Consider the following 24,521-nt stretch of genomic DNA (forward strand, 5'->3'; position numbering starts at 1 on the left):
TTTGATTATGGCACATGATTCGGGTTTGGGGACATGAGGGAGCACCCTTGTTGCGGATTCGGCCACACCCGTGGCGCCGATGTCCGCCAACGACAGGACGCCAGGCGTTGAGCGCCCTGCCCGCTTGGCTGCTGCCGGCGCTGCCGCCGCTGTTCTGGGCCGGCAACTTCGTGCTCGCCCGGGCGCTGCATGCGGAGCTGCCGCCGCTGGCGCTGTCGTTCTGGCGCTGGGCGCTGGCACTGGCGATTCTGCTGCCGCTGGCGGGCCCGGCGCTGTGGCGCCAGCGTGCGCTGCTGCTGCGGCACTGGCGCATTCTGGTGATGCTCGCGCTGCTCGGCGTGACTGGCTACAACAGCCTGCTCTACGCGGGCCTGCAGGACACGACAGCGACGAATGCGGTGCTGTTGTCCTCGGCCTGCCCGGTGTTCATCCTGGTGCTGTCCTTTGTCGTGCTCGGCGTGCGCGCGCGGCCCGCGGCGCTGGTCGGGCTCGCGCTGTCGCTGGCGGGGGTGTGGCTCATCGTCGCGGGCGGAGACCCGGCGCGGCTGCTGGCACTCGGGCTCGGCGTCGGAGATGGCCTGGTGCTGCTGGCGACCCTGGGCTGGGCGCTGTACTCGGTGCTGCTACGGCTGCGCCCGGCGGGGCTCGACCCGCTGGCGTTTCTGACGGCGCTGACGGCGCTCGGTCTCGTGCCGCTCGCGCTGCTGTACGGCTGGGACCTCGGCTGGAACCTATCCGCCGGCCTGGGCTTTACGCCCACCGCGGCGAATCTCGGTGCCATCGGCTACGTCGCGCTGTTCCCGTCCGTGCTCGCCTACGTGCTCTGGAACCGGGCCGTCGCCGAGCTCGGCGCCAACCGCACCGGGCAGTACATCCACCTGCTGCCGGTGTTCGGCACGCTGCTCGGCGTGCTGGTGCTGGGGGAGCGGCTGGCGTGGTTTCATGCGGCGGGGGCTCTCCTGATCGGCGCGGGCATCTTGCTGAGTGGCGAGGGACGCGGTCGATGACCGACTCGTCGGCAGTTGGCGCTGTTGTGCCTCGGCGCAGAGCGCCAACACACGGGTGACATCGCGGGAGCGGTGTCACCAGCGCGAAAACCGCAACGGCATCGGGAGCGGTGTCACCAGCGCAAAACGGCACCGGCATCGCACCGGCGGCGCGTGCCGCGCCATCACGGCGCCCTGCCACCGTCGCCGTGCTTGCAGTTACCGAGGACACCGATCGGCTCGTGCCTCGGCGCGGAGCGCCAACACACGGGTGACACCGCGGGAGCGGTGTCACCAGCGCAGGACTGGACTCGGCTCCGCCAGCCGTACTTGCCGGCAGCGTCCAGCTCGTGCCTTGCCAGGCTCCAGCAGCAACCCAGCCAAGCGCATCACGGCGGCCTGGGCGCCTGCGCGGCAAGATCAGGATCGGCGACGAGCTCGACGCTGCGGACGACGCAATCGCTGACCTGTTCGAGGACGGCAGGTAGCGTCGGGAAAACTCACGAAAAAGCCCCGCCGGAGCGGGGCTTTCGGTCGGCATCCGTGCCGTGGCTCACGTGGCGCCGCAAGCGCGGCGCCGGTCGGGGCAGGCTTACATCATGCCCATGTCGCCCATGCCGCCCATGCCGCCGCCGCCGGGCATCGGGCTGTCTTCCTTCGGCTCTTCGGCAACCATGGCCTCGGTGGTGATCATCAGGCCGGCCACGGAGGCTGCGTTCTGCAGCGCGGTGCGGGTGACCTTGGTCGGGTCCAGGATGCCCATTTCGACCATGTCGCCGTACTCGCCGTTGGCAGCGTTGTAGCCGAAGTTGCCCTCGCCGTCGGCGACCTTGTTCAGCACCACACTGCCCTCGGCACCGGCGTTGATGACGATCTGGCGCAGGGGCTCTTCCATGGAACGCAGCGCGATGTTGACGCCGACGTCCTGGTCGTGGTTGGCGCCGGTGATGGTGCCGCGGATCTTGGTCAGCGCGCGCACCAGCGCGACACCGCCGCCGGGGACGATGCCCTCTTCCACCGCCGCACGGGTGGCGTGCAGGGCGTCTTCGACGCGGGCCTTCTTCTCCTTCATCTCGACCTCGGTGGCGGCACCGACCTTGATCACGGCAACACCGCCGGCGAGCTTGGCCAGGCGCTCCTGGAGCTTCTCACGGTCGTAGTCGGAGGTGGTGTCCTCGACCTGGGCGCGGATCTGCTCGCAACGGCCCTTGATCTCGTCGTCCTTGCCGGCGCCGTCGATGATGGTGGTCTCTTCCTTGCTGATCTGCACCTTCTTGGCGGAGCCGAGCTCGTTCAGCGTGGCCTTCTCGAGGGTCAGGCCGACCTCCTCGGAGATGACGGTGCCGCCGGTGAGGATGGCGATGTCCTGCAGCATGGCCTTGCGACGGTCACCGAAGCCCGGGGCCTTGACGGCGCAGACCTTGATGATGCCGCGAATGGAGTTCACCACCAGCGTGGCCAGGGCCTCGCCCTCGATGTCTTCGGCGACGATCATGAGCGGGCGGCCGGCCTTGGCGACGGACTCCAGCACGGGCAGCAGCTCGCGGATGTTGGAGACCTTCTTGTCGTGCAGCAGGATGAAGGGCTCTTCCAGCTCGCAGGTCTGGCTCTGCTGGTTGTTGATGAAGTAGGGCGAGAGGTAGCCGCGGTCGAACTGCATGCCCTCGACGACATCCAGCTCGTTGTGCAGGCTCTTGCCCTCTTCAACGGTGATGACGCCTTCCTTGCCGACCTTCTCCATAGCCTCGGCGATGATCTGGCCGATGGAGTCGTCGGAGTTGGCGGAGATGGTGCCGACCTGGGCGATCTCCTTGTTGTCGGAGCAGGGCTTGGACAGGCTGGCCAGCTCGCGCACGGCGGCCTCAACGGCCTTGTCCATGCCGCGCTTGAGGTCCATCGGGTTCATGCCGGCGGCGACGGCCTTTAGGCCCTCGCGCACCATGGCCTGCGCCAGCACGGTGGCGGTGGTGGTGCCGTCACCGGCGATGTCGGAGGTCTGGGAGGCGACCTCCTTCACCATCTGCGCGCCCATGTTCTGGAACTTGTCCTTGAGCTCGATTTCCTTGGCGACGGAGACGCCGTCCTTGGTGACGGTGGGCGCACCGAAGGACTTCTCCAGCACGACGTTGCGGCCCTTAGGACCGAGCGTCACCTTGACCGCGTTGGCCAGGACGTTGACGCCTTCCATCATGCGGTTGCGGGCTTCGGAGCCGAAATACACTTCTTTTGCACTCATGGCGCGATTTCCTCGATGTTCTGATCAGCTTGAGTGGCCCCGGCGGGGCCGGACGAATGAGACGGGGCTTTAGGACTCGATGACGCCCATGATGTCGTCCTCGCGCATGACGAGGAATTCTTCACCGTCGAGCTTGACCTCGGTGCCGGAGTACTTGCCAAACAGGATCCGGTCGCCGACCTTGACGTCGAGCGAGCGATGGTCGCCGTTGTCCATGATCTTGCCGTTGCCGACGGCGATGATCTCGCCCTGGATCGGCTTCTCGGTGGCGGAGTCCGGGATCACGATGCCGCCGGCGGAGGTGCGCTCCTCCTCCATGCGACGGACGACGACTCGGTCATGCAGTGGGCGAATATTCATTAGGTGTTCCCCTCAGCTCTATCGGGATTGCGGGTTGTAGACGGCGAGTGCGGACACGATCCGGTGGCGCGGCGGGCGTCCGGGCAGCGTGTTAGCACTCACCAGTGGCGGCTGCTAATAATAGGGCGGACACTTGCCCTGTCAAGTCGCGTTTCCACCAGTTGCAGTGCCGGCCCGAGTGGGTTCCGCCGGGCGGGCCAAGATGGGTTCGGAGCGGCGCAGGCACGGGCGCACGCGGCGCCCGGGATGGCCGGGCGCCGGCGATGCAGCGGCGGTTTGGGTCAGGTTGGGTCGAAGGCGGGGTTAGTCTTCGCGCCGGTAGTCGGCGTCGATGATGCGCGGGCGGTGCTCGTCCTGCGGCCCGACGCCTGCGCCGAACGGCACGATCTGCACATACCGGCGGATCAGGGCGCGGCGCAGCGCCGGGATCAGCAGCAGGAAGCCCGCGATGTCCGTGACGAAGCCCGGCAGCAGCAGCAGGAAGCCGCACAGGAGCAGCACGGCGCCGTCGAGGAGCGCGAGGGCCGGCGTCTCGCCCCGGTCCATGGCCTTGCGCAGGCGCATCAGCACCGCGAGCCCCTGCATCCGCACCAGCCAGGCGCCGACCACGGCGGTGAGGATGGACAGCGCGATGGTCGGCAGCGCACCGATCACGGAGCCCACCCGGATCAGAAAAAACAGCTCCACCAGGGGCGCGCCGATGAAGAGCAGAAGGAAAAGCCACATGAGCGCGGTCTCAGCAATCAGGGATGCGGTCGGGGCCAAGGCGCCCGGGGCCGGAACCGCCGCAGCCACGCGCTGTCTCGAAGACGGCGGCGGCCGGACGGCGCCGGACAAACCCTGAACATCTGTCCGGAAAAGCCGATTCAAACCCCACGACGCAATGGGGGTGATTTCCGTTAGGCTATGCGCCCGCTGCCGGGTCCCTGGCAAGGCGTTCCGGAAGCTCCGCCGGCAAGCACGCGATGACCCTGCTGCCGGCCCCGCGCCGTGGGCCTGGCCGGAGAGCCGGCCTCCCGGTCGGCGCCGGACTTGCGACGCTTTCCGCTCTGTTGCCGTGTTGACCTGGAGGTCAACACTCCAGTCAACGCCCGTCAACTCCAGTCAACGCCCGTCAACGCCCGTCAACGCCGCGCACGTTCGATTGCGACCACGACCACGACAACAACAGCCACCTGAGCGATAGTCACAGGCCCCGCGATGCCCACGAGCCACGCCGACCAAGTCCATGTCGTCTACTGCACCTGCCCGGACCGGCCCGTCGCGGAGTCCTTAGCTGCCGAGCTGGTGCAGGCCGGGCTCGCCGCCTGCGCGACCCTGCTGCCCGGGGCGCTGTCGATCTATCGCTGGCAGGGCAACATTGAGCGCGCCGACGAAGTGCTGCTCTTGATCAAGACCACCGGGGAGCGCTTGGACGCGCTGACGGCCCGCATTCTCGCAAGCCATCCTTACGATGTGCCGGAGGTGATCGCCCACCCGATCACGGCCGGCCACGATCACTATCTCGATTGGGTTCGCCAATGCACCACCACCAACGCCTGATCCCCCGGGCGCCCGCCCCACGGCGCGCGCGGCCGCTGTTGCGCGGCGCCGCATACGTCTCCGTCCTGCTCGTGCTGCTGTCGGCGCTGCTGCCGACGGCGGTGCTCGCCGCCACCGAGGAGTTTCTGCAGCCGGACCAGGCCTTCCGCATCTCCGGGAGCGCCGCCGCGCCGGACGCGGTGACGGTGCGCTGGGATATTGAGCCCGGCTATTACATGTATCGGAGCAAGCTCCGCTTCGTGAGCGACAGCCCCGGCATCGAGCTCGGCCGCCCCGCGCTGCCGGCTGCCGAGACCAAGCAGGACGAGTTCTTCGGCGAGGTCGAGATCTACCGCGACCGGGTAGAGGCGACCCTGCCGGTGCAGCGCGGCGCCGAGGCCGGCGACATCATCGCCGTCGAGGCCAAGTCCCAGGGCTGCGCCGACGCCGGGTTCTGCTATCCGCCGCAGAAGCAGCGCATCCTGCTGGAGCTGCCGCGGCTCGCCGCCGTCGCGACACCCGCGGTGGAGCCGGCCGCCGCCCCGGCACCGCGGGCACAATCCCTGGCGCAGGCGCTCACCGGCGGCCAGTCCATGGGGTTCGGGCTGGAAGAGGACATCCTGCCGGCAGAGGAGGCCTTCCAGCTCCGCGCCGAGGTGGTGGGGCCGAACCAGCTCGCGCTGACCTGGGACATCGCGCCCGGCACCTACCTTTATGAAGAGAAGATCGCGCTGACGCTGGAGGATGCGGACGGCGTGCAGATCGGCGCGTTCGAGCTGCCGCCCGCCGAGGTCAAGCCGGACACCGTGCGCCCGGACGGGACCATCGGCGATGTCGCTATCTTCCACGGCACCGTCAGCCTGGATGTGCCGCTGCTGCGCGCCGACGAGGCGGCGACCGACGTGACGCTGGTCGCGAACTATCAGGGCTGCGCCGAGCGCGGCATCTGCTATCCGCCCGTCACCGACCGCATCGCGCTGGCGCTGCCGGTGACCACCGAGACCGTCGCCCTCGCCGCGGTGACGGCGCCGGCGGCTGCGGCGAGCGCGGCCGACGGCCCCGGCGAGCGCGTGTCGGAGCAGGACCAGATCGCCAACCGCCTGGCCGACACCGGCGTCATCGGCGCCATGGCGATCTTCTTCGGCCTTGGGCTGCTGCTGGCCTTCACGCCCTGTATCTTCCCGATGATCCCGATCCTGTCCGGCATCATCGCGGGCCAAGGCGACCGCATCACGACCCGCCAGGCCTTTTTCCTGTCCCTGGCCTATGTGCTGGCCATGGCCCTAACCTACGCCGTGGTCGGCGTCATCGCCGGCCTGTTCGGCGCCAACCTGCAGGCGACCTTCCAGAATATCTGGGTGCTCAGCGCCTTCGCGCTGGTATTCGTCGCGCTGTCGCTGTCCATGTTCGGCTTCTACGACCTGCAACTGCCGAGCAGTTGGCAGACCAAGCTCGCCGAGATGAGCAACAAGCAGGAGGGCGGCACCCTCGTCGGCGCGGCCATCATGGGCTCGCTGTCGGCACTCATCGTCGGCCCCTGCGTCGCGCCGCCGCTGATGGGCGCGCTGATCTTCATCGGCAAGACCGGCGATGCGGTGCTCGGCTTCTTCGCGCTGCTGGGTCTCGGGTTGGGCATGGGCGCGCCGCTGCTCGCCATCGGCACCTCCGCCGGCAAGCTCCTGCCGCGCGCCGGCGGCTGGATGGACGCGGTGAAGGCCGTGTTCGGCGTACTGCTGCTGGCGGTGGCCATCCTGCTGGTGGAGCGGGTGCTGCCCGCGGCCGTCGCGATGCTGCTCTGGGGTCTCTTGCTCATCGCCTCCGGCGTCTACCTGGGCGCCGTCACCACGCTGACACCGGAGTCCGGCGGCTGGACCAAGCTCTGGAAGGCGCTCGGCCTCGCACTCCTGGTCTACGGCGTACTGATGCTGGTCGGCGCCGCCGCCGGCGGGCGCGACACGATCCAGCCGCTGCGGGGCATCGTCGCCGCCGGTGGCGGCCAGGCCGCGGCGCACCAGGCCTTCAGGCCCATCAAGACCGTCGCCGACCTGGAGCGCGAGGTCGCCGCCGCGAGCGCCGCGGGCAAGCCCGTGATGCTGGACTTCTACGCCGACTGGTGCGTGACCTGTAAGGAGATGGAGCGCTACACCTTCCCGGACCCGGCCGTCGTGGCAGCGATGGAGAAGTTCGTCGTGCTGCAGGCCGACGTCACCGCCAACGACGCCGAGGACAAGGCGCTGATGCAGGAGCGCTTCGGCATCCCCGGCCCGCCGGCCATGCTGTTCTTCGACACCGCGGGGGAGGAGCTGGGCGGCTGGCGGCTCGTGGGCTTCGTGCCGGCCGCAGAGTTCGCCGCGCACCTGAACGAGATCGCCCCGTGAACCCAGCCAAGGTGCTCGTCGTAACGGTGCTCGCGGGCGCACTCAGCATCGGGGCGGCGCTCTTCGGAGAGCGCTGGTTCGAGGAGCAGGACATCGACTTCGGCGGCCGTGCGGACGACGGGCGCATCGCCACGCTGCCGGATCTGCGCCTGCCCAACATCGCCGGGCACGAGGTTACCAGCAATGCCTGGGCGGGCAAGGTCGTGGTGCTCAACTTCTGGGCCACCTGGTGCCCGCCCTGCCTGCGGGAGATGCCGATGCTGGACGAGCTCCAGCGCGGCGTCGATCCGGGCAAGCTGCAAGTGGTCGGCATCGCCATCGACGCCCCCGACGCGGTGCGCCGCTTCCTTGACGAGAACCGCGTCGACTATGCCGTGCTCTTGGGCGACATCGAGGCCGTGGAGCTGTCGCGGCGGCTGGGCAATCGCACCGGCGGCCTGCCCTTCACGGTGGTGTTTGATGCGCTGGGCCGGCGCGTCTACAGCCACACGGGCGAGCTCGACGGCGCCACCGTGCGCGCGCATATCGTGCCGCTGTTGGGGCTCGAATCCGGCTGATCGCGCCGAGATCCGTCGCGATCTGCGGCGAATCCGAGCAGAGCGCTCTTTGTAATCCCGCGCCGTTTGGCTTAGAGTGTGCCGCGCTTGGCAGACGGCAGCTTTCCCGGCCGATCGCCGCTGTTATGGGCGCAAAGCCGCGCAAAGCCGCGCAAAAGCGGCCGTTTCGCCGCCGCTGTTGCTCGCTTCGGTTGTCCGTCCGCTCCGCCCCACTCGCACAGACCCGCCGCCCATGGCCCAAATCCTCTGCCTGAACGGCCCGAACCTGAACCTGCTCGGCACACGCGAGCCGGAGAAGTACGGCCACGCGACCCTGGCGGATATCGAGGCTCGGCTCACGGCGCAGGCCGCCGCCGCCGGGCACTGCTTGCGCATGGTGCAGAGCAACGCCGAGCACGCACTCATCGACGCCGTGCAGCACGCCGGGGCCGACGGCTGCGCCTTCGCGCTGGTGAACCCTGCCGGCTTGACGCACACCAGTGTTGCGCTCCGAGACGCACTGCTGGCGGTGCGGCTGCCATTCATCGAGGTGCATCTGTCGAACGTGCACGCGCGCGAGCCGTTTCGCGCCCACTCCTACTTCTCCGACATCGCCGAGGGCACCATCAGCGGCCTCGGCGCCATCGGCTATGAGCTGGCGCTGACCGCCGCCATCAGCCGCTTGGACGGCGCACGGCGCTAGTCGGACCGAGCCCCAGACGACTACGACAAGAAAACCATGGACATCCGCAAGGTCAAGAAGCTCATCGAGCTGCTCGAAGAATCCGACGTCGCCGAGATCGAGATCCACGAAGGCGAGGAGTCCGTGCGCATCAGCCGCCACGGCAGCATGCCGCCCATGCCCTACATGATGCAGATGCCCATGGCCGGCGCGCTCGCCGCGGCACCCCCGGCCGCGCCGGTGGCCGGCGCCGCCGCCAAGGAGCCCGAGATCGATGAGGCGACGATGGTGCGCTCGCCGATGGTCGGCACCTTCTACCGGGCGCCATCGCCGGGCAGCCGGTCGTTCGTCGAGGAGGGCCAGGAGGTCAAGCTCGGCGACACGCTCTGTATCATTGAGGCCATGAAGATCCTGAACCAGATTGAATGCGAGCGCGCCGGCACGGTGCGTCGCATCCTGGTGGAGAACGGCCAGCCGGTGGAATACAACCAGCCGCTCTTCGTCATCGAATGATCGAGAAGATCCTCATCGCCAACCGCGGCGAGATCGCGCTGCGCATCCAGCGCGCGTGCCGCGAGCTCGGCATCAAGACCGTCGCCGTACATTCCGAGGCCGACCGCGAGCTCAAGCACGTGCTGCTTGCCGACGAGTCCGTCTGCATCGGCCCGGCGGCCTCGCGCGACAGCTACCTGCATATCCCGTCCATCATCAGCGCCGCGGAGGTGACCGACACCGTCGCGATCCACCCGGGCTACGGCTTCCTGTCCGAGAACGCGGACTTCGCCGAGCGCGTGGAGCGCTCGGGCTTCGTCTTCATCGGCCCCAAGCCTGAGACCATCCGGCTGATGGGCGACAAGGTGTCCGCCATTCGCGCCATGCAGCAGGCGGGCGTGCCCTGCGTGCCGGGCTCCGACGGGCCGCTCGACAGCAACACCAAGCGCACGCTGGAGCTGGCGCGCGACATCGGCTACCCGGTCATCATCAAGGCCGCGGGCGGCGGCGGCGGGCGCGGCATGCGCGTGGTGCACTCCGACGCGACGCTGCTGAACGCCATCTCGCTGACCAAGGCCGAGGCGGCAGCCGCCTTCGGCAACGACGTGGTCTACATGGAAAAGTACCTGGAGAACCCGCGCCACGTGGAGTTCCAGGTGCTCGCCGACAACTATGGCAACGCCATCCACTTGGGCGAGCGCGACTGCTCCATGCAGCGCCGCCACCAGAAGGTGGTCGAGGAGGCGCCGGCGCCGGGCATCACGCCGGAGCAGCGGACCTTCATCGGCGAGCGCTGCGCCGCGGCCTGCGCGAAGGTCGGCTACCGCGGCGTGGGCACCTTCGAGTTCCTGTACCAGGACGGCGAGTTCTATTTCATCGAGATGAACACCCGCGTGCAGGTGGAGCACCCGGTGACCGAGATGATCACCGGCGTCGATATCGTCAAGGAGCAGATCCTCGTGGCCTCCGGCGAGCGCCTGCGCTACCGGCAGGAGGACATCGCCTGGCGCGGCCATGCCGTCGAGTGCCGCCTCAACGCGGAGCACCCCGAGACCTTTCGGCCGAGCCCCGGGCGCATCGAGGAATTCCACGCCCCCGGGGGGCCCGGCATCCGCATCGACACCCACATCTACGCGGGCTACGTCGTGCCGCCCTACTACGACTCCATGATCGGCAAGCTCGTCGCCCACGGCGAGGACCGCCAGGCGGCGCTCTCGCGCATGTGCAACGCGCTGCGCGAGACCGTCATCGAGGGCATCGACACCAACATCCCGCTGCACCGCCAGATCATGAAGGACGCGGCGTTCCAGCAGGGCGGCGCGAATATTCACTATCTTGAGAAGAAACTCGGCATGTGAGGAAGGGGCTGGGTGCTAGGGGCTAGGGGCTAGGCGGACTTAGCTCCTAGCCCCTAGCTCCTAGCCCCTAGCCCCTAGCCCCTTCCCCCCCATGTGGCTGCAACTGTCCCTGCTCATCGACCGCCAGCAGGCGGAGCTGGTCGAGGCCGCGCTGGAGGGCGCGGGCGCGCTGGCGGTGACGCTGGACGACGCCGCGGACGAGCCGCCGACGGAGCCCGAGGCCGGCGGGGTCTGGGAGCCGGCGCCCGGCGCCCAGCCGCTGTGGCGGCGCCTGCGCATCACCGCGCTATTCGACGACGACGACGCCGGCAGCATGGCCGCGCAGGCCGCCGCCGAGGCGCTCGGCGGGCTCGCGCTTGCGCCGCCCCTGATCAGCACGCTGGATGACCGGCCCTGGGAGCGGGTCTGGCTGGAGGAGTTCCGCCCCACCTGCTTCGGCACCAGGCTCTGGGTCTGCCCCCGCGGCGAGCGCCCGCCCGAGGCCGATGCACCGGACTGGGACGGCGTCATCCTGGACCTGGACCCGGGGCTCGCCTTCGGCACCGGGCATCACCCGACCACGGCGCTGTGCCTGGCCTGGCTCGACGGGCTGCCGCTCGCCGGCAAGCGGGTGCTCGACTTCGGCTGCGGCTCCGGCATCCTCGCCATCGCCGCGCTCAAGCTCGGCGCCGCGGCCGCCGTGGCCGTGGACCATGACCCGCAGGCGCTCGACGCGACCGTCGACAACGCCATCAACAACGGCGTGCTGGGGCGCCTCGCCATCTACCGCCCCGAGGAGTTGCCGTCGCTGCCGGCGGATGTCGTCGTCGCCAACATCCTCGCCGGCCCCCTGCTGGAGCTGGCGCCGACCCTCGCGCGACTCGCCGCACCGGGCGCGGCGCTCGGCCTCTCCGGCATCCTGAGCCACCAGGCCACAACCGTCGGTGATGCCTATGAGGCGTACTTTCGCATGGAGCCCGCCGAGTCCCGCGACGAGTGGGCGCTGCTGACGGGCCGGCGCCGCTGAGCGCGCGCCGGTCGGCGCAATCGCACACGGTGAGATGACCCTCTGACTCGATCGGGTTAAGAGGGCGCCTGCAACCGCGGGCCTGTGGCGGCCCGATAGAACACGCTCAGTGCAAATGTCCGGCGCCACCCGTCAGGCGGGAGGGGCACGGGCACTGTGCCGGCGGTCGAGTTTGGCTAGAATCGCCTCCTCCCCAACCGCTCCTCCGCTCCGACGTGACCCAATGTCCGCGTGCGCGACGCCACCGATCCCTGATAGGGTAAACCCCGAGCCGTCCGGGATCGGACAGCGCCACGGCCAGCCTTCGGCCGGGCCGGTACGCGTCGATGCAGACTGGCTGGGCCCCGGGGAGCCGGAGCAGCACGAGACGACGGGAGCGCCGCCGCGCACGCAGACCGGGCCACTGCTAATCGGGACTATCAGCATCGCGAACCGCCTCATCCTGGCGCCCATGGCTGGCATCACGGACCGACCCTTCCGCACCCTGTGCCGGCGGCTCGGGGCCGGGCTCGCGGTGTCCGAGATGCTGTCCGCCAACCCGGCGCTGATGGATTCCCGCAAGAGTCGCGAGCGCGCCGACCACCGCGGCGAGCCCGGCCCCATCGCCGTGCAGATCGCGGGCGCCGATCCGGCCAGCATGGCGGAGGCCGCGCGCATCAACGTCGGCCAGGGGGCGCAGATCATCGACATCAACCTGGGCTGCCCGGCCAGGAAGGTCTGCAAGGCTGCCGCCGGCTCGGCCCTGCTGCGCGACGAGGCCCTGGTGGGCCGGATTCTGGAGGCCGTGGTCCGGGCGGTGCCGGTGCCGGTGACGCTGAAGACGCGCACCGGCTGGTCGCCCGAGACGCGCAACCTGCCGCGCATCGCGCGCATTGCCCGGGAGGCGGGCATTGCGCTCATCGCCGTGCACGGGCGCACCCGCGCTTGCGGCTACGGCGGCGTCGCGGAATTCGACAGCCTGCGCGCCCTGCGCGCCGAGATCGACCTGCCGCTGGTGGCCAACGGCGACATCGACTCGCCCGAGGGCGCCGCCGCGGTGCTCGCCGACACCGGCGCCGATGCCGTCATGATCGGCCGCGCGGCGCAGGGGCGGCCCTGGCTGTTCCGCGAGATCGGCCATTACCTCGCCACCGGCGAGCACCTGGCGCCGCCGTCGCCCGAGTGGATTCGCGGGTTGCTGCTCGAGCACCTGGATGCGTTGTACCGCTTCTATGGTGCGGCACGGGGCGTGCGCATCGCCCGCAAGCACGTCGGCTGGTACCTCTGCGGGCGTGCCGGCAGGCGAGCAGCCGATCACGACTTCTTAGCCCGAATCAACCGGGCGGAGACACCACAACAACAGACGACAGCAATCCGCGCACGCTTCGACAGCGTGCGCAGACTGGAGGATGCCGCATGAGCAGCGCAGTCGCAGCCGAGGTTGTACAGATGGATGATCGAGACCCGAATTGGAGGACGCTGAGCGTCGTCCCAGCCCGCCGGGACGAGCCGCTGCGGGAGAGCGTGCGGGCCGCCGTGTGCACCTACCTGCGCAATATGGACGGCCACGACGTGACCGGCCTGCACCGGCTGGTCATGGACGAGATCGAACGGCCACTGATCGAAACCGTGTTGGAAAGCGCCAAGCACAACCAGTCCACCGCCGCGCGCATCCTCGGCATCAGCCGCAGCACGCTGCGCAAGAAGCTCGCCGCCTACTGCATCGCAGACGCAGCGACCACCGCCTAGCGAGGCAGAGCCTCAGACCGACCAGGATACGGCACCTCTTCTGGCGCAGCCCGCTCGTCGGCGCGTTGGGCCGAGGGCCGAGGCGGGCTCCCTTGGGCCTTGGCCCTCGGCCCTTTACCATGAAAGTCGCGCGCAGCGCGCTCCTTAATCTCCCTCTCCCTCTGGGAGAGGGCCGGGGTGAGGGGAACGGCCATGGCGAGCAGCGCCTTTCATCCTCCGGGGTGGCGCTGGTCGCCATGGCCGTTTGCCTGCAAGCGCCGTGTCGCCGTGAAACGTGACTCATCTGCAAGCATTCGGCGCCGTCAAGCAATCCAGTCCATTCATGCCGTGAGTCTTGCCCAAGCGTCCGGGCACTCGTCGTTGTCGCCACCCGTGCCGCGAGCGGATTCGGGGCCTGCCGCGTCGCCCGACCGGGGCCGCCCGAGCCGCTGCCGTGCCCGCCCGCCCTCGCCATTGCCGCAAGCCGGCACCAACGCGCGCCGCCGGTGGCATAATCATCGGTCAAGTGCGCGGTGCCACCGGCATGCCCCGACCGGCAGCAGCACCATCCGAGCGGCGCCCGATTTGCCCGGCGCCGCGCCACCGTCTTTCCCACGCGAGGCCCCGCATGCATCCGATCCGCCGCGCCCTGATCAGCGTCTCCGACAAGACCGGCCTCATGGACTTCGCCCGCGCCCTCGCCGAGCACGGCGTCGAGATCCTGTCCACCGGCGGCACGTCAAAGCTCCTGACGGAGGCGGACATCCCGGTCAAGGAGGTCTCCGAGCACACGGGCTTTCCGGAGATCATGGCCGGGCGCGTGAAGACGCTGCATCCGCGCATCCACGGCGGCATCCTCGGCCGGCGCGGCATCGATGAGCGCGTCATGCACGAGAACGAGATCAAGCCCATCGACTTGGTCGTCGTGAACCTGTATCCGTTCGAGGCCACCGTTGCGCAGCCGGACTGCGACCTGCCGACGGCCATCGAGAATATCGACATCGGCGGGCCGACCCTGCTGCGCGCCGCGGCCAAGAACCACAAGGACGTCACCGTCGTCGTCGACGCCGCCGACTACGCCCGCGTGCTCGCGGAGATGGCCGACAACCAGGGCGCGGTGGGCGAGGCCACGCGCTTCGACCTCGCCGTGAAGGCCTTCGAGCACACGGCGGCCTACGACGGCGCCATCGCGAACTACCTGGGCCGCATCGTCGAGCATCCCGAGCGCAAACCCGAGGGCTTGCCGCGGACCTTCAACCTACAGTTCACCAAGCGCCAGCCCATGCGCTATGGCGAGAACCCGCACCAGGCCGCGGCCTTCTACGCCGCCCGCGAGCCGGTGCCGGCATCGATCTCGGCCGCCGAGCAGCTCCAGGGCAAGGCGCTCAGCTACAACAACATCGCCGACACCGACGCGGCGCTCGAGTGCGTCAAGCAGTTCAGCGCCGGCCCCGCCTGCGTCATCGTCAAGCACGCGAATCCCTGCGGCGTCGCCTACGGCAACACGCTGCTCGACGCCTACGAGCGCGCCTTCGCCACCGATCCCGAGTCCGCCTTCGGCGGCATCATCGCCTGCAACGGCGAGCTCGACGGCGCCACCGCGGAGGCCATCGTGGAGCGGCAGTTCGTCGAGGTCATCATCGCCCCGAGCGTCACCCCCGCGGCCGCCGTCGCCGTCGCCGCGAAGAAGAACGTGCGCCTCCTGGCCTGCGGCGCCTGGCAGGCCGAGCCCGCGCCCTTTCTCGACTTCAAGCGCGTGCTGGGCGGGCTGCTGGTGCAGGACGCCGACCTGGCGTTGACCGCCGAGCTCAAGGTGGTTACGCGCCGCGCACCGACGGACGCCGAGATGCGCGACCTGCTGTTCGGCTGGCGCGTGGCCAAGTTCGTCAAATCCAACGCCATCGTCTACGCCCGCGACGGCCGGACCATCGGCGTCGGCGCGGGGCAGATGAGCCGGGTCAACTCCGCCCGCATCGCCAGCATCAAGGCGGAGCACGCGGGACTCACGGTGGCCGCTGCCGTGATGGCATCGGATGCCTTCTTCCCGTTCCGCGACGGTATCGACCAAGCCGCCGAGAACGGCATCGCCGCGGTGATCCAGCCCGGCGGCTCCATGCGCGATGACGAGGTCATCGCCGCCGCCGACGAGCACGGCATGGCGATGGTGTTCACGGGGATGCGGCATTTTCGGCACTGAGGGGAAGGAGCTAGGGGCTAGGGGCTTGGGGCTAGGACGCCTGATCCCCACCGCCTAGCTCCTAGCTCCCAGCTCCTAGCCCCTGCAATGATTCATCCCACCGCCATCATCGAGCCCGGCGCAGACCTGCACCCGAGCGTGTCCGTCGGACCCTACTCCATCGTGGAGTCCGGTGCCGTGCTCGGCGAGGGCTGCGTCATCGAGAGCTGCGTGCGCATCTACGGCGCGGCAAGGCTCGGGCGGAATAACCGCGTCGGGCATGGCGCGACCATCGGGGCGGTGCCGCAGGACCTGGGCTATACGCCGGACAAGGGCAAGCCGCTCAGCATCGGCGATGACAACATCTTCAACGAGTGCGTCAACATCAGCCACGGCGTCAAGTACGACACGGGCACCCGCATCGGCAGCCGCAACTTCTTCATGACCGGGAGCCATGTGGGCCACGACTGCACGGTGGGCGACGACAACGTCTTTGCCAACACGGCAACCCTGGCCGGCCACGTGGAGCTGGAACACCACGTGTTCGTCTCCGGCCAGGTGGCCGTACACCAGTTCTGCCGCATCGGGGCTTACGTGATGCTGGGCGGCGTCAGCGGCGTGTCCAAGGACGTGCCGCCCTTCGTCATCGCCAACGGCCAACGCGCGCGTATCGTCGGGCTAAACCTGGTGGGGCTGCGCCGCAACGGCTTCGACGCCGAGCGGCGCGCGCGGATCAAGGCGGTCTACAAGCTCGTGTTCCGCTCCGGGCTCAGGCTCGCCGAGGCCCTAGAGCGCGCCGAGCAGACGTTGCCCGGGCCGGACACCGACGCCATCGTCGCCTTCTGCCGCGGCTCCGAGCGCGGCGTCACGGGTTTCGCATGAAGGGGCCCGTATCATCGGCCGGTCCTGCACCGGGCGGCCGACCCGAACACAACGACAGACACGTCACAGGAGCCCGAGATGGCCGACGAGCCCTATCGCATCGAGGTCACCGCCGTCAGCGACTACATCGCCGAGCAGTCGGACCCGGCTGACGACCGCTTCGTCTTCGCTTACACGATCACCATCCGCAACAACGGTTCGGTGCCGGCGAAGCTGCTGAACCGCCACTGGGTGGTCACGGACGCCAACGGCAAGGTGCAGGAGGTGCGCGGGGCGGGCGTCGTCGGCGAGCAGCCGCACCTGAACCCGGGCGAGTCCTTCCGCTACACCAGCGGCACGCAGATTGCCACTCCCGTCGGCAGCATGCACGGGAGCTACGACATGCTCGCCGACGACGGGACCCGCTTCGATGCCAAGATCGCGGCCTTCTCCCTCGGCGATCGGGGCAGGTTGCACTAGCTTGAAAGGGCCGAGGGCCGAGGGCCGAGGGAGGCCTCCTTGGCCCTTGGCCCTCGGGTCCGGTCCCTTTAACGGCGCGACAAGCATGCAGATGCTTCCAGTTTCAACACGAGACCGCGGTTTGAGAGGCCTCGGGCCTCGGGCAGCCGACGACCCGCATCGCTAGGAGCGGATATGGCCACTTACGCTGTCGGCGACATCCAGGGCTGCTACGACGAGTTTCGCCGGCTCCTGGACCACATCGAATTCGACCCCGCCAAGGACAAGCTCTGGTCGGTGGGGGACCTGGTGAATCGCGGGCCGCAGTCGCTTGCGGTGCTGCGCTGGTTTAAGGCCCTGGGCGAGCAGGCCGTGGTGGTGCTCGGCAATCACGACCTGCACCTGCTCGCGCTCGCCAACGGCGATGCACGGCTGTCCAAGAAGCACACGATGCACGACGTGCTCGCGGCCCCGGATCGCGACGAGCTGCTGTACTGGCTGCGCCACCGCCCGGTGCTGCACTACAGCGACCACAAACGCTTCGCGATGGTGCACGCGGGGCTACCGCCGCAATGGGACCTGGCCCGGGCGCGTGCCTGCGCCGCGGAGCTGGAGGTGGAGCTGCGCGGCCCGGGCTATGCCGACTTTCTGCAGGCGATGTATGGCAACCAGCCGGATCAGTGGTCGGATGACCTCCGCGGCGTCGAGCGGCTGCGGTTCATCACCAACTGCTTTGCGCGGCTTCGCTACTGCACCGCCGACGGTCGGCTGCTGCTCGATGAGAAGGCACCGCCCGCCGATGCGCCCGACCACGCCCTGCCCTGGTTCAAGGTGCCGGGCCGCGCGAGCCGGGAGCTGCGCATCGTCTTCGGCCATTGGTCCGCGCTCGGCTATCTCGCGGAGCACAACGTCTGGGCCACGGACACGGGCTGCGTCTGGGGCAGCCGGCTCACCGCCGTGCGCATCCGGCGCAAGCAGCCCATCAAGGTCTTCGACCTGGACTGCCCCGGCTATCAGACGCCCGGCTGATGCGGCTCGGGGGCTCGGCTCGACGGCACTCGCATAGGGCGCGCCCGCCCCCGATACCCACTGCCGACACGCCCATCGCCGACGCCATTGTCGCCGCCGGCGGCCACGCGGAGCCCCCGCCTTGGCTGGTCCCGGCGGCGCTCGCGTTCTGGGGGCTGCTAAGCGGGCTGTGGTGGCTCGCGCTGCCGCTCGCGCTGCTGGCCGCGCTGCCCGCCTGGCGCGGCTGGCGCTTCGAGCTGGCGCTGCAGGAGCGCCGGCGCGTCGCCGACCTCTGCAACGTCATGATCGTGCTCGCCGCCGCCTGGCTGATCCTGAACCAGCCGCGGCTCGGCACTGCCTTGATCCTGCTGATCCAGTGGCTGCCGGGGCTCCTGTTCCCGCTGCTCGCCGTCCAGCTCTTTGGACAGCGGGGCGGAATCGAGCTCTCGGTGCTCTTTCTCAGCCTGCGTCGGGGCAACGGCGGCAGCCGCCCGGGCGGCGAGGCGCTGTTCGACCTGCGCTCTAGCTACGTGCTGCTCTGCGTCATCGCGGCGTCCATGATCCCGCCCGAGACGGCGCTGTACCTGCCGGCGCTCGCGCTGCTCGCCGCGGCGGCGCTGTGGCCGCGCGGGGCGACGGCGGGCCGGCAGCGCCTGTTCGCGGGCACGCTGGTGGTTGTGCTGGTCATCGCGCTCGGCATGGCCGCGGGGCTGCGCGCCGGGCATGCGGAGGTCGAGCGCATCGTGGTGCGCTGGATGGAGCAGTGGCTCGGCACCACCATGGACCCGTACCGCGCCACCACCGCCATCGGCGATGTCGGCCGGCTCAAGGGCTCCGATCGCATCCTGCTGCGCGTCTACCCGCGGGCCCCCATCGACGGCGGCCTGCTGCTCCAGAGCGCGAGCTACGACCGCTGGTTCGACGGCACCTGGTTCACGACGGGCTCGCTGTTCGAGCCGCTGCCGGACGCGGACGGGCGGCGTACGCTGCTCGCCGACGCCGACGCCGCGGCGGGGCCGGGCGAGCGCATCGTTATGCTGCTGCGCGCGCCCGAGGGCCTGCTGCCGCTGCCGGCACATGCGGCCGTGGTCACGGGCCTGCCGGGCAAGGAGCTGCATCGCAACGGCTTCGGCACCGTCCGCTACCGGGCCGGCAGCAACGAGCCGCTGCTGAACTACCGCGTGCGCGCGATCGCGCCGGGCGCTGCTCCGCCGCCCGAGGCGCCGCCCACCACGGCGGAGCTGCGCCTGGTCGGCCGCGAGCAGGCGGCCGTGGCCGCCTTCGCCGAGTCCCTGGGCCTCGCCGAGTTGCCCCCCGAGGCGGCCCTGCGCCGCCTGCAAGAGCACTTTGCCCAAGCCTTCCGCTACACGCTGACGCTGCCGGAGGCACCCGACGGCGTCGCCCCGTTGGCGCACTTTCTGACCACGGCACGCGCCGGCCACTGCGAGTACTTCGCCACCGCGGCGGCGCTGACGCTGCGCGCGGCGGGCATCCCGACGCGCTACGCCCGCGGCTGGTCGGTGCAGGAGTTCAGCCCGCTGGAAGACGCCTGGATCGCACGCGACAGCCACGCCCACGCCTGGGTGCTCGCGTACATCGACGGGCGCTGGCGGGCCTTCGACCCGACGCCGCCGGACTGGGGCGCCTTCGAGGCCGCGCGGCGCCCGTGGACGCAGGGCATGGCCGACTATCTCGCGTGGCTTCGGCTGTCGATCTCCGGCGCCGCCCAAGAGGACCGCGGCGAGCGCAACTGGCTCCTGCTGCCGCTCGCGGCACTGGTGCTGATCCTCGCCTGGCGCATCCTGCGACGGGCGCGGCGCGGGCGTGGCCGAGCCGCCCTGCCCGTCGCCGCCGTGCGGCAGGAGTCGCCCTTCGCCGCGCTGGAGCAGGCCGCCGCGCGGCACGGCCACGGCCGCCGACCCGGCGAGACGCTGCTGGAGTGGGCCGGACGGCTCGGCGCCGAGCGCGTCGATGCGGCCACCGGGCTCGCCGAGGCAGTCAGGCTCTATTACCGAAGTCGCTTCGACCCCGCCGGCCTCGATGCCGCCTCACGCGAGCGGTTGGCCGCACGCATCGCCGACTGCCGGCAACGCTGGCGCGGCGCCCCGGTGGCGCGCTCACGCTGAGCGGCGGTGTCGATGCCCTACAAGACCAACCCCCGTCGCGGCTCAAGCCCGGGCTGTCGCTATCGACGGTGAGCGACAGCGCACGACACAAGGGTTTCGCACTTCGGCGCCGCTTGAGCTAAATGCGGTTAGGGGCTGAGGTATCCCCACAAAATCGGCCTGGACAGCCGAGCCGCCACGGACTGGGAGCGCCGGCTTTCCAGCCGGCTTCGCGCGCCGGGGGCTCGATGCCCCCGGCGCGCGATCGACTGCTGCGCTGGAGCAGGTCGACTGCCCATGCCGCGCCGCCGGGCGGGCGACTGCGCTTGTGCCCTTGTGCCAGCCCAGGCGACGCCGACGCGGCATCGAGCCGCGACGGCGCCGAGCCGGCTGGAAAGCCGGCGCTCCCAGTCAGCCGCGCGTCGGCGAAACGGCTGGGATTCCGGTCCCGATCTCAGGTCGGAGGGATGCACTGAGCCCCTGCTTTTTTGGTTCTAAAACCTGGGGATAGCCCAGGGTTAGGGGTAGAGTTTCGATTTCGATTTCGAGCCCGATCAGGCACTAACCTGGGGCGAGATGTTTTAGACTCGCAGCTTTGCTGACTTGAGTAAGTGCAGCGACCCATGGCAACCCCCGCGGACATTGTCGAGCGCGCCCTGATGCCTGCCGAGCTGGCGGAGCGGATGCCGCACGCCCGTTTACTGCTCAGCGACGAGCCGCAGATGGAATCCCCGGAACACGACGAACAGCTCGCGCTGCTGACCTCGACGCTGCAATGGGCCTGGCGGGAGCGCAGCGGCTTCTTCATCGGTGCCAATCTGTCCATCTACTACGACCGCAACGAGCTGACCCGCCGACGCTTTTGCGGACCGGACCTGTTTGTTGTCAACGCGGCGGAGCCCGCCAAACGCAACTCCTGGGTGGTCTGGGAAGAGGGCGGGCGCTATCCGGACCTGATCATCGAGCTGTTGTCCAACAGCACCGCGGCGACGGACCGCAATGGCAAGAAGCGGCTCTACCAAGATGTCTTCCGCACCCCGGAATACTTCTGGTTCCACCCAATCACGCTGGAATTCGAAGGGTTTCGGCTCTCGGCCGAGCACCGCTACGAGCCGATCCCGCCCGACGCCAGCGGCCATCGGCTGAGCGAGGCCCTGCAGATGCGCCTCGGCGTGCACGAGCGCCAGCTTCGCTTCTTCGACCTGGACGGCGCGCTGATCCCGACACCGGCGGAAAGCGCCTTGCAGGAACAAGCCAAAGCCGAGGCCCAACGTCAGATCGCCGAGGCTGAGCGCACACGCGCCGACGCCGAGCGCCAGCGCGCCGACGCGCTCGCGGAGCGCCTACGCGCCGCCGGACTGGACCCCGGTGAGAAGTAGCCCGAGGGCCGAGCATGTCGCTCACCCTTCAAACTTCACCCTTCAAACTTCACCCTTCAAACTTCACCCTTCAAACTTCACCCTTCAAACTTCACCCTTCACCCTTCACCCTTCACCCTTCACCCTTCACCCTTCAAACTTCACCCTTCACCCTTCAAACTTCAAACTTCAAACTTCAAACTTCTCTCCCCTCTCTCGCATCGTCAACGCCGCAACAACCACCGCCAGCGTCACCAGCGCAACGATCACCGTCGCGAGCGCGTTGATCTGCGGCGACACGCCCATGCGCACGCTGGCGTAGATGACCATCGGCAAGGTGGTCGAGCCGGGGCCGGAGACGAAGCTTGCGATGACCAGATCATCCAGCGACAGCGTGAAGGCGAGCAGCCAGCCGGACAGGAGCGCCGGCGCAATCAGTGGCAGCGTAATGGTGCGATACACCGTCAGCGGGCGGGCGCCCAAGTCCATCGCCGCCTCCTCCAGCGAACGGTCCATCTGCGCCAGCCGCGCGCGCACCACCACGGCCACGTAGGCCATGCTGAAGGTGATATGCGCAATCGCGATGGTGGTAAAGCCGCGCCCGTCCGGCCAGCCGATGACTTGCTGCATCGCCACGAACAGCAGCAGCAGCGACAGGCCGATGATGACATCCGGCATCACCAGCGGCGCGGTGAGCAACAGCTCGAAGCCCGTCCGCCCGCGAAAGCGCCCGTGGCGCACCAGCGCATTGGCGGCCAGCGTGCCCAGGATCACGGCGAAGGTCGCGTTGACGGCGGCAATGCGCACGCTGAGCCACGCGGCATCGAGCAGTTGGCGGTTGGCGAGCAGCTCGCCGTACCACTTCACGGAGAAGCCGGACCAGACCGTCACCAGCCTTGATTCATTGAACGAGTAGACGATGAGCAACAGCACCGGCACGTACAGGAAGGCATAGCCGAAGCCGAGCACGGCCAGCAGTGGCCAGCGCCTGCGCTTCATCGGGTGTGCGCCTCGGCCGCGTCGTCGAGCCGCTGTCCCAGCCGCTGCATCAGCACGAAGGGCACCACCAGGAGCGCGAGCAGCACCACGGCGAGCGCCGAGGCCAGCGGCCAGTCCTTGTTCGAGAAAAACTCGGTCCAGAGCATCTTGCCCACCATGAGGCTTTGCGGCCCGCCCAGCAGGTCCGGTATCACGAATTCGCCCACCACCGGAATGAACACGAGCATGCTGCCGGCGATGATGCCGGGCAAGGACAGCGGCAGCGTGATCTTGAGAAACGCGCGCCAGGGCCGGCAGCCCAAGTCCGCCGCCGCCTCCAGCAGGCTGAAGTCGAGCCGGGTCAGGTTCGCGTACAGCGGCAGGATCATGAACGGCAGATAGGAATACACCACGCCGATGTAGACCGCGAGCTGGGTGTGCAGGATCGCGAGCGGCTCGTTGATGACGCCGAGCCACATCAGGAAGTTGTTGAGCAGCCCGTTCTGCTTCAAGATGCCCATCCAGGCGTAGACGCGGATCAGGAACGAGGTCCAGAACGGCAGCACGATGAGCAGCAGCAATGGCACCCGCCAGCGCGCGCTGCTGGTGGCGATGGCATAGGCCATCGGATAGCCGAGGAGCAAGCACAGCACCGTGCAGACGAGCGCGACGAGCAGCGAATTGAGAAAGGCGGCGAGGTAAAGCTCGTCCTGCACCACCAGCATGAAGTTCTGGAAGTTGAGCTGGACCGCGAGCACGCCGTCGCCAACCCATTCCCACAGCGCGGTATAGGGCGGCTGCGCCAGCGCCGGCTCCGCGATGCTGATGCGCAGCACGATGGCGAACGGCAACAAGAAGAACAGGCCGAGCCACAGGTACGGCACGCCGATGTTGACGAGTCGGCTCAGGCGGCGTCGCGGGTGAGGCAAGGTCATTGCGGCGATGAGTGGAGAATTGCGCTAGGTATCGCTATCGACGAAAAAGGGCCGAGGGCCAAGGGCCGAGGACGGCTCCCTTGGCCCTTGGCCCTTGGCCCAATGCGCCAACGAGCGGGCTGCGAAATGGCGATCGCGATCGGGATGGCGATGTTGTCGTGGATTGCATGGTTGTTTCGCCGCCGGTGGGTGAGGCGGGGCTACTCCGGCAGGACCACGCCGCTGGTGGGCGCCCACTCCATCGCCACCTCCTGCTCCCAGGTCAGCGCCTGCTCGGTGCGCGGCTGGATGTTGGTCAGGGTCATCTCGACGATGCGCGAGCTCGGGTCGGCGCGCTCGCCGACGCGCACCCGGTAGATCGACACGTCGCCGAGATAGGCAATGTCCTCGACCACGCCCTTGAGCTGGTTGACACCATCCTCGCGATAGTCGGCGCAGGGGCGGATCTTCTCCGGGCGCACGGCCACGGTCACCGGCGTGCCGAGCGCCAGCGGATACAGGCAGCGCATGCGCATGCTGCGGCCGAGGCGGCTCTGCACCAGCACTTGGTCTCCGTCTAGGGCCGCCACCTTGCCCTCGAACAGGTTCACCGAGCCGATGAAGCGCGCGACGAAGCGGCTGTTGGGGTATTCATAGATGGCCGTCGGGGTGTCCACCTGCATGATGCGCCCCACGTCCATGACGGCGATGCGGGTGGACATCGTCATCGCCTCTTCCTGGTCGTGCGTGACGGTGACGAAGGTGATGCCGAGCCGCTCCTGCAGGTTCACCAGCTCGAACTGGGTGTTCTCGCGCAGGCGCTTGTCGAGCGCGCCGAGGGGCTCGTCGAGCAGCAGGAGCTTCGGGTGCCGGGCCAGGCTGCGGGCAAGCGCCACGCGCTGGCGCTGGCCGCCGGAGAGCTGGTCGGGCTTGCGCTTGCGCAGCTCCTCGACCTTGAGCAGCGCGAGCAGCTCGCCGACGCGCTCCGCTCGCTCGGCGCGCGGCATCCGGTCCTGCTTCAGCCCGAAGGCGACGTTCTGCTCTACGCTCATGTGCGGGAACAGCGCATAGGACTGGAACATCATGTTCACGGGCCGCGCATAGGGCGGGATGTCCGTCACGTCGGTGCCGTCGATGTAGATGCGCCCGAGCGTCGGTTGTTCGAAACCGCCCAGCAGTCGCAACAGCGTGGACTTGCCGCAGCCGGAGCTGCCGAGCAGCGAGAAGAACTCGCCCTGGTAGATGTTCAGGCTGACGTCGTCGACGGCATAGACATCGCCGAACTTCTTCGTGACCCGCTCGATGCGCACATAGGGGGCGGCCTCAGGGTCCTGCCAGGGCTCCAGCGTGCGGCGCTGATCCGGGATGGCCATGGCGATGCCGGCTGGCGTGACCGGGCT

General features: G+C 69.1%; 22 protein-coding genes. 16 read left to right on the forward strand and 6 right to left on the reverse strand.

What is annotated here, in order from left to right; genetic code table 11:
- Positions 1-107: 107 nt before the first annotated feature.
- Positions 108-1,007: a DMT family transporter gene (locus ML01_RS15685; RefSeq protein WP_058556348.1), complete on the forward strand. Its 900-nt coding sequence runs from the start codon at positions 108-110 to the stop codon at positions 1,005-1,007.
- 571 nt (positions 1,008-1,578) lie between these two features.
- Here the strand turns inward: ML01_RS15685 and groL are convergent.
- The 3 genes from groL to ML01_RS15700 form a co-directional block, all read right to left on the reverse strand.
- Positions 1,579-3,222 (reverse strand): chaperonin GroEL, encoded by a 1,644-nt coding sequence (groL, locus tag ML01_RS15690; RefSeq protein ID WP_058556349.1) that lies wholly within the window; start codon positions 3,220-3,222, stop codon positions 1,579-1,581.
- A 69-nt stretch (positions 3,223-3,291) separates the two neighbouring features.
- Positions 3,292-3,582: a co-chaperone GroES gene (groES, locus tag ML01_RS15695; protein ID WP_058556350.1), complete on the reverse strand. Its 291-nt coding sequence runs from the start codon at positions 3,580-3,582 to the stop codon at positions 3,292-3,294.
- A gap of 303 nt (positions 3,583-3,885) precedes the next feature.
- Positions 3,886-4,308, reverse strand: coding sequence for an FxsA family protein (locus ML01_RS15700; RefSeq protein ID WP_058556351.1), 423 nt, complete (start codon positions 4,306-4,308; stop codon positions 3,886-3,888).
- Between the two features lie 474 nt (positions 4,309-4,782).
- Here ML01_RS15700 and cutA point away from each other — a divergent pair, with 474 nt between their 5' ends.
- The 15 genes from cutA to ML01_RS15775 all read left to right on the forward strand — a co-directional run bounded on the left by cutA (position 4,783) and on the right by ML01_RS15775 (position 21,250).
- Positions 4,783-5,124 (forward strand): divalent-cation tolerance protein CutA, encoded by a 342-nt coding sequence (cutA, locus tag ML01_RS15705; RefSeq protein WP_058556352.1) that lies wholly within the window; start codon positions 4,783-4,785, stop codon positions 5,122-5,124.
- The gene (gene dsbD, locus ML01_RS15710; RefSeq protein ID WP_082674340.1) at positions 5,103-7,481 is read left to right on the forward strand and encodes a protein-disulfide reductase DsbD; all 2,379 of its coding nucleotides are present in this window, start codon (positions 5,103-5,105) and stop codon (positions 7,479-7,481) included. Before cutA ends, dsbD begins: the two co-directional genes overlap by 22 nt.
- Positions 7,478-8,038: a TlpA disulfide reductase family protein gene (locus ML01_RS15715; RefSeq protein WP_058556354.1), complete on the forward strand. Its 561-nt coding sequence runs from the start codon at positions 7,478-7,480 to the stop codon at positions 8,036-8,038. The genes dsbD and ML01_RS15715 overlap by 4 nt, the downstream gene beginning before the upstream one ends.
- Before the next feature lie 232 nt (positions 8,039-8,270).
- Entirely contained in the window at positions 8,271-8,720 is a 450-nt protein-coding gene (gene aroQ, locus ML01_RS15720) for a type II 3-dehydroquinate dehydratase (protein ID WP_058556355.1), read from the forward strand.
- Between the two features lie 36 nt (positions 8,721-8,756).
- Positions 8,757-9,212: an acetyl-CoA carboxylase biotin carboxyl carrier protein gene (gene accB / locus ML01_RS15725; protein ID WP_058556356.1), complete on the forward strand. Its 456-nt coding sequence runs from the start codon at positions 8,757-8,759 to the stop codon at positions 9,210-9,212.
- Positions 9,209-10,549: an acetyl-CoA carboxylase biotin carboxylase subunit gene (accC, locus tag ML01_RS15730; protein WP_058556357.1), complete on the forward strand. Its 1,341-nt coding sequence runs from the start codon at positions 9,209-9,211 to the stop codon at positions 10,547-10,549. The genes accB and accC overlap by 4 nt, the downstream gene beginning before the upstream one ends.
- A 91-nt stretch (positions 10,550-10,640) precedes the next feature.
- The gene (gene prmA, locus ML01_RS15735) at positions 10,641-11,555 is read left to right on the forward strand and encodes a 50S ribosomal protein L11 methyltransferase (RefSeq protein ID WP_058556358.1); all 915 of its coding nucleotides are present in this window, start codon (positions 10,641-10,643) and stop codon (positions 11,553-11,555) included.
- A 403-nt stretch (positions 11,556-11,958) separates the two neighbouring features.
- Positions 11,959-12,954, forward strand: a complete 996-nt coding sequence (dusB, locus tag ML01_RS15740; RefSeq protein WP_058556401.1) for a tRNA dihydrouridine synthase DusB — start codon at positions 11,959-11,961, stop codon at positions 12,952-12,954.
- On the forward strand, positions 12,951-13,283 hold the full coding sequence (locus ML01_RS15745) for a helix-turn-helix domain-containing protein (protein ID WP_254045279.1): 333 nt from the start codon (positions 12,951-12,953) through the stop codon (positions 13,281-13,283). Before dusB ends, ML01_RS15745 begins: the two co-directional genes overlap by 4 nt.
- 607 nt (positions 13,284-13,890) lie before the next feature.
- Positions 13,891-15,459 (forward strand): bifunctional phosphoribosylaminoimidazolecarboxamide formyltransferase/IMP cyclohydrolase, encoded by a 1,569-nt coding sequence (purH, locus tag ML01_RS15750; RefSeq protein ID WP_058556360.1) that lies wholly within the window; start codon positions 13,891-13,893, stop codon positions 15,457-15,459.
- Positions 15,460-15,546: 87 nt separating this feature from the next.
- Positions 15,547-16,320 (forward strand): acyl-ACP--UDP-N-acetylglucosamine O-acyltransferase, encoded by a 774-nt coding sequence (gene lpxA, locus ML01_RS15755; protein ID WP_058556361.1) that lies wholly within the window; start codon positions 15,547-15,549, stop codon positions 16,318-16,320.
- 78 nt (positions 16,321-16,398) lie between these two features.
- Entirely contained in the window at positions 16,399-16,779 is a 381-nt protein-coding gene (gene apaG, locus ML01_RS15760) for a Co2+/Mg2+ efflux protein ApaG (protein ID WP_058556362.1), read from the forward strand.
- Between the two features lie 174 nt (positions 16,780-16,953).
- Positions 16,954-17,787: a symmetrical bis(5'-nucleosyl)-tetraphosphatase gene (locus tag ML01_RS15765; RefSeq protein ID WP_058556363.1), complete on the forward strand. Its 834-nt coding sequence runs from the start codon at positions 16,954-16,956 to the stop codon at positions 17,785-17,787.
- A complete protein-coding gene (locus ML01_RS15770) occupies positions 17,787-19,892 on the forward strand; it encodes a transglutaminase domain-containing protein (protein ID WP_058556364.1) in 2,106 nt (701 codons plus the stop codon). Before ML01_RS15765 ends, ML01_RS15770 begins: the two co-directional genes overlap by 1 nt.
- Before the next feature lie 602 nt (positions 19,893-20,494).
- Positions 20,495-21,250 carry a Uma2 family endonuclease gene (locus ML01_RS15775; protein ID WP_058556365.1) on the forward strand — a complete coding sequence of 252 codons (756 nt, stop codon included), beginning with the start codon at positions 20,495-20,497 and terminating at the stop codon, positions 21,248-21,250.
- 168 nt (positions 21,251-21,418) lie between these two features.
- Here the strand turns inward: ML01_RS15775 and ML01_RS15780 are convergent, their stop codons facing one another.
- The 3 genes from ML01_RS15780 to ML01_RS15790 form a co-directional block, all read right to left on the reverse strand.
- The gene (locus ML01_RS15780) at positions 21,419-22,228 is read right to left on the reverse strand and encodes an ABC transporter permease subunit (RefSeq protein ID WP_058556366.1); all 810 of its coding nucleotides are present in this window, start codon (positions 22,226-22,228) and stop codon (positions 21,419-21,421) included.
- Positions 22,225-23,142 (reverse strand): ABC transporter permease subunit, encoded by a 918-nt coding sequence (locus ML01_RS15785; protein ID WP_058556367.1) that lies wholly within the window; start codon positions 23,140-23,142, stop codon positions 22,225-22,227. The genes ML01_RS15780 and ML01_RS15785 overlap by 4 nt, the downstream gene beginning before the upstream one ends.
- Positions 23,143-23,342: 200 nt before the next feature.
- Positions 23,343-24,494, reverse strand: coding sequence for an ABC transporter ATP-binding protein (locus ML01_RS15790; protein ID WP_082674341.1), 1,152 nt, complete (start codon positions 24,492-24,494; stop codon positions 23,343-23,345).
- Between the last annotated feature and the right edge of the window lie 27 nt (positions 24,495-24,521).

It is taken from the genome of Thiohalocapsa sp. ML1 (assembly GCF_001469165.1).
Taxonomy (GTDB): Bacteria; Pseudomonadota; Gammaproteobacteria; order Chromatiales; family Chromatiaceae; genus Thiohalocapsa.

Coding starts and splice junctions, on each gene's coding strand:
- groL (WP_058556349.1), bottom strand. CDS start 3,222: ATGAGTGCAAAAGAAGTGTATTTCGGCTCCGAAGCCCGCAACCGCATG.
- groES (WP_058556350.1), bottom strand. CDS start 3,582: ATGAATATTCGCCCACTGCATGACCGAGTCGTCGTCCGTCGCATGGAG.
- ML01_RS15700 (WP_058556351.1), bottom strand. CDS start 4,308: ATGTGGCTTTTCCTTCTGCTCTTCATCGGCGCGCCCCTGGTGGAGCTG.
- cutA (WP_058556352.1), top strand. CDS start 4,783: ATGCCCACGAGCCACGCCGACCAAGTCCATGTCGTCTACTGCACCTGC.
- dsbD (WP_082674340.1), top strand. CDS start 5,103: ATGCACCACCACCAACGCCTGATCCCCCGGGCGCCCGCCCCACGGCGC.
- aroQ (WP_058556355.1), top strand. CDS start 8,271: ATGGCCCAAATCCTCTGCCTGAACGGCCCGAACCTGAACCTGCTCGGC.
- accB (WP_058556356.1), top strand. CDS start 8,757: ATGGACATCCGCAAGGTCAAGAAGCTCATCGAGCTGCTCGAAGAATCC.
- accC (WP_058556357.1), top strand. CDS start 9,209: ATGATCGAGAAGATCCTCATCGCCAACCGCGGCGAGATCGCGCTGCGC.
- prmA (WP_058556358.1), top strand. CDS start 10,641: ATGTGGCTGCAACTGTCCCTGCTCATCGACCGCCAGCAGGCGGAGCTG.
- ML01_RS15745 (WP_254045279.1), top strand. CDS start 12,951: ATGAGCAGCGCAGTCGCAGCCGAGGTTGTACAGATGGATGATCGAGAC.
- purH (WP_058556360.1), top strand. CDS start 13,891: ATGCATCCGATCCGCCGCGCCCTGATCAGCGTCTCCGACAAGACCGGC.
- lpxA (WP_058556361.1), top strand. CDS start 15,547: ATGATTCATCCCACCGCCATCATCGAGCCCGGCGCAGACCTGCACCCG.
- apaG (WP_058556362.1), top strand. CDS start 16,399: ATGGCCGACGAGCCCTATCGCATCGAGGTCACCGCCGTCAGCGACTAC.
- ML01_RS15765 (WP_058556363.1), top strand. CDS start 16,954: ATGGCCACTTACGCTGTCGGCGACATCCAGGGCTGCTACGACGAGTTT.
- ML01_RS15770 (WP_058556364.1), top strand. CDS start 17,787: ATGCGGCTCGGGGGCTCGGCTCGACGGCACTCGCATAGGGCGCGCCCG.
- ML01_RS15775 (WP_058556365.1), top strand. CDS start 20,495: ATGGCAACCCCCGCGGACATTGTCGAGCGCGCCCTGATGCCTGCCGAG.
- ML01_RS15780 (WP_058556366.1), bottom strand. CDS start 22,228: ATGAAGCGCAGGCGCTGGCCACTGCTGGCCGTGCTCGGCTTCGGCTAT.
- ML01_RS15785 (WP_058556367.1), bottom strand. CDS start 23,142: ATGACCTTGCCTCACCCGCGACGCCGCCTGAGCCGACTCGTCAACATC.
- ML01_RS15790 (WP_082674341.1), bottom strand. CDS start 24,494: ATGGCCATCCCGGATCAGCGCCGCACGCTGGAGCCCTGGCAGGACCCT.